The sequence below is a fragment of the Flavobacterium sp. genome, from assembly GCF_043779715.1.
Taxonomy (GTDB): domain Bacteria; phylum Bacteroidota; class Bacteroidia; order Flavobacteriales; family Flavobacteriaceae; genus Flavobacterium.
Genome location: NZ_JAYWDT010000121.1, coordinates 1 through 3,604, shown reverse-complemented (window position 1 = coordinate 3,604; position 3,604 = coordinate 1). Strand labels below are relative to the sequence as shown.

At 30.7% G+C, this 3,604-nt stretch carries 4 protein-coding genes and 1 tRNA gene; 2 read left to right on the top strand and 3 right to left on the bottom strand.

Annotated features, from left to right (window positions below; genetic code table 11):
* Positions 1-184, top strand: a 184-nt coding sequence (locus tag ACH2BG_RS06230; RefSeq protein ID WP_395046852.1) for a TlpA family protein disulfide reductase, incomplete at its 5' end; no start/stop codon positions are given.
* A gap of 150 nt (positions 185-334) precedes the next feature.
* Positions 335-416: transfer RNA gene (locus ACH2BG_RS06225), tRNA-Tyr, on the top strand.
* Between the two features lie 100 nt (positions 417-516).
* Here ACH2BG_RS06225 and ACH2BG_RS06220 read toward each other — a convergent pair.
* The 3 genes from ACH2BG_RS06220 to ACH2BG_RS06210 all read right to left on the bottom strand — a co-directional run.
* Positions 517-939 carry a DoxX family protein gene (locus ACH2BG_RS06220; RefSeq protein ID WP_395046851.1) on the bottom strand — a complete coding sequence of 141 codons (423 nt, stop codon included), beginning with the start codon at positions 937-939 and terminating at the stop codon, positions 517-519.
* Positions 940-1,024: 85 nt separating this feature from the next.
* On the bottom strand, positions 1,025-2,665 hold the full coding sequence (locus tag ACH2BG_RS06215; protein ID WP_395046850.1) for a M1 family metallopeptidase: 1,641 nt from the start codon (positions 2,663-2,665) through the stop codon (positions 1,025-1,027).
* 88 nt (positions 2,666-2,753) lie between these two features.
* A partial coding sequence (locus ACH2BG_RS06210; RefSeq protein WP_395046849.1) for a S41 family peptidase occupies positions 2,754-3,604 on the bottom strand: 851 nt, incomplete at its 5' end.

The following is a 3,604-nucleotide window of genomic DNA, read 5'->3' as shown; positions in this document are numbered from 1 at the left end:
AAAAGATGAATTAACTTGGATACAAGTTTCTAACTTAAAACATTGGGCAGATCCTATAGCAGCAACATATAATGTACAAGGTATTCCTGCTACATTCTTATTAGATGCAAACGGAAATATTGTTGCAAAAGACCTTCATGGTACCGAGCTAAAAGCTAAAATTACTGAGTTATTGGCTAAATAAACCAGTATATCATACAATTATAAAAATCTCCTATTACTAGGAGATTTTTTATTTTGTTTACTTCCAAAGAGTTACAAAAAATTACAAATATTATTTATTTATTTCTTTGAAAACCAAAAAAACAGTTTTATATTTGCACTCGGCTATGAAGGGGAGATACTCAAGCGGCCAACGAGGGCAGACTGTAAATCTGCTGACTACGTCTTCGTAGGTTCGAATCCTACTCTCCCCACAAAATAAAAAACACATTTTTAAGAAGCTTGCTTCATTAAAATGTGTTTTTGCTTTAGATAAAGTTTTGGTTTATAAAAATTTTAAATCATTTTTATATTTTATTGTTGCATCTTAAAATAATAATCCGCAGAATGTTTTCCGCTTCCATACATTAAGAAAAATAAACATATCGCAAAAAGAGAGACGGATAATACTAAATTATAAAAGTCCATTTTTCCTATAAAATTTATCAGAATAGCACCCAGTAAAATGGGTAATTGTGCAAAAATAGCCCACCTGCTTAGTAATCCAAAAATAAGCATTACACCACCTACCATATTTGCTGCTACAACATAGTGTATAATTACCATTCCGCCACCTATTTTTTTTAGTGGTTCGGCATAATAATCATAGTATTCTGTGTTGGTTATGAAAGAAATTCCTTTCCAAACAAGAAATATCCCTACTAAAATACGTAGTAAATCTATACCATAATAAGTGTGAGCATTTGCCCATTTGTTTAATTTTTTTACCGTATCCATAAATTACATAAGTTAAATTATATAACTAAATTACGAACTTTTAACAATATAAAAAAATAATGTTTTAATTTTTTGTTAATTATCACTAAATACCGCTTTTTACGTAAAATTTATTTTGTAAAACTTCAATTTGTAAAACATATTTCATTTTAAACGGTAATTTTTGCCATTTGTTAGTACCCATAAGTCTAACTTTTTTATTTTTAAAAACAATATCTATTGGCATCTCAAAATTGGGTTCGTCAGTTTTCCAGGCAAACTCGAACTGATCTTTAGTATCGCTATTTCTAAACTCTAGTCTAGGAATTGTAGTGTATCTAAGATATTGATTAAAAACTGGTGTCAAATTCATTCCTGATTCTTGGTTAAAGAAATCTATTACCATTTTAGTATCAATAATTTGATGACGGTATGTTTCGGAATATTTTAAGAGTATTTTCCACCATTTCTCATCATCGTTTATAATATGACGAATGGTGTTTATAAGCAATGCACCTTTCGGATACATATCGCCACTACCCTCTTTGTTTACGCCGTATTGCCCAATAATTGGTCTGTCATTATTCACATTATTACGCAATCCATAAGCATATTCCATCGCTTTGTCATAACCAAACTGACATTCTACAAAAACGATTTCAGAATATTGTGTGAATCCTTCGTGAATCCACATATCAGCAATATCTTTACTAGTGATACTGTTACCAAACCATTCGTGACCACTTTCGTGAATGGTAATAAAATCAAATAACAAACCAACTCCTGTTCCTGACAAATCATTTCCTAAATAGCCTTTTAAGTAATGGTTTCCGTAAGCCACAGCGCTCTGGTGTTCCATTCCTAAATAAGGTGTTTCTACTAATTTGTAACCATCCTCGGTAAATGGATATTTTCCAAATTTTGACTGAAAACAATCCATCATAGGTTTTACTTCTTCAAAATGCTTGCGAGCTTTCTCTTCGTTTTCACGCAAAACATAATAATCTAAATCAAGCCCTTTATGATTGTCATGTATGTGGGCATAATCCGCAATATTTAAAGTAATATCATAAGTATTTATAGGACTTTTCACTTCCCAATCCCAACGAGTATAACCATTTTTTAGGTCTTCTGAACCTATTAATCTTCCGTTAGAAACATTCATCAATCCGTTAGGAACAGCTACTTTTATAGTTGCACCCAAATCCGGTTCATCGCTTTGAGAATCTTTTACTGGATACCACAAACTGGCTCCCGTACCTTGCACAGCAACGCCTACCCATGGTTTTCCCTTCGAATCTTGATTGAAAACAAAACCACCATCCCAAGGCGCTTTTTTAGCAATTATTGGTTTTCCTGAATAATAAAATCGAATTTTTTCTTGGTTTCCAGCTTTTAAACTTTCGTTGAAAGTGATAAAAACAGCAATTTCATCTCGCTTATAATTCAGTTTTTTAGTGTTAAAAACAATACTATCTACTTGCATATTCTCGAACAAATCGATTTGAATTTTATTAGTATTTTCAACAACTTTAAAAGTAATATCGTTGTAACCCATTATCGATTTTTCTTCAATATTAACTTTGATGTTCAAATCATAACGTTGCACGTCGAAACAAGCTCTTTCTGCTCGCAAACCTCCTTGAAGCGTGTCACGATGCGTAAATTTATCTTTAGGAACTGTCAGTTGTGCCGAAACACTTTGTAACCCAAACAACAGAATAGAAGCTAGAAAAAGTTTTTTCATAAGAATAGTTTAAATAAGAAAATCTACTACGTAAAGTTAGTAGTAGATTTTATTTAGTTGTTTAATTTAAGTTTTATTTAACGAAATGTTAATTGTCAGTTTTGGCTGTCAAAATTGAATTTTCACTTTTAATATCATCTAAAATCCAATTCAATTCTGGATCTATATTGTTTATTCTGTCCTCGAGAGTTGGAATTATTTCTTTGTCAGGATATATTCCGTGACCTTCAATATCTGTTTTATAAACTGGAATACAAGCCATAAGTCCCATTCTAACATTTATTTTAGAGTTTGGCATTTCTACCATTGGCATTCTTCCTGCAACAGTTCCGTTATAGGCTCCGCCTGTTTCTTCTCCTACAAATATAGCTCTTTTTGCCCCTTTCAAATTAGAAGAAATAATACTTGAAGCAGAAAAACTTCCACCATTTATAAGTACATATACTTTTCCTTTGAAATTATTCGCATCTGGTTTCTTGGTTTTAGAACTTGCTTGTTTGTAATATTTGTTATCTTCATTTTTATGAACCGAAAAATACATTAATGGATAATATCCGATAGCAAAAATTGTTTTTAGAATTTTAGTTCCAACTCCGCCACCTTTATAAAAATCGGCATATAATAAACTAGTTTTTTTGGTAACTAATGATTTTTCAACAAAATTAAAATCTTTATCAGTTAGATAAGTGTACAATTTTGCTATTTCATTAAGTCTTCCTCCACCGTTATTTCTTAAATCGATAATTAAAGTTTTAGTATTAAAAATTTTTATTTTCTGAAAACTTTGTTTGTAAAACTCTTCATAATCTCCTTCTTTAAATCCTTGAATTTTTATAATTGCAATACTGCTATCTTTTTCTATAAATTTAAGATTTCGCATGTATTTTTTGCTTTTGGCATCAAAACCAAAAATATCTTTCTTTTTTGCTATTGCTTTTT